Origin of the sequence: Streptomyces sp. A012304 (assembly GCF_026008495.1) — a bacterium.
GTDB lineage: Bacteria > Actinomycetota > Actinomycetes > Streptomycetales > Streptomycetaceae > Streptomyces.
Genome location: NZ_BQUN01000183.1, coordinates 1 through 488, shown reverse-complemented (window position 1 = coordinate 488; position 488 = coordinate 1). Strand labels below are relative to the sequence as shown.

Below are 488 nucleotides of genomic sequence, written 5' to 3'. Positions count from 1 at the left end.
AGCTTGCCGTCGAGGTAGAGGCTCTGGGTGGAGCCGGACATGGACAGCACCGCGTGGTGCCACTTGCCGTCGTTGACGTTCTTGGTGATGTCGGTGATCGGCTGAACCGTGCCGGTCCAGAACTGGCCGCGGAGCTTTCCGTCGGTGCCGACGTACAGCATCGGGACACCGGTGCCGGGGGCGGTGCCCCAGGCCTTGTCCTGGTAGCCGACCAGCGGTCCGCCGACGCCGGTGGGGATCGTCTTGAACCAGACCTCCACGGCGGCGTCACGGCTCTTCTTCAGCGTGCCGGCGGGCAGGTCGATCCGCGAGGTGCTGCTGCCGAAGGTCGCTGCTGTGCCTGGGTCGCCGGCGATCGCGCCGGCCGCCTGCAAGGTCACATTTTGATAGGTGCCGCGGTCCTTGCCGAGGTTGGCCTCGTTGGCGCTGCTCGCGGCGGTGCCCTCCTCCTCGCCGAGGCGCCAGTAGGACTCGGGGCGGGAGTCCAG

At 69.1% G+C, this 488-nt stretch carries 1 protein-coding gene; it reads right to left on the bottom strand.

Annotated features, from left to right (window positions below; translation table 11 throughout):
- Positions 1 to 488: LamG domain-containing protein (locus ALMP_RS37760; RefSeq protein ID WP_264936497.1), on the bottom strand; the 488-nt coding region annotated here is incomplete at both ends.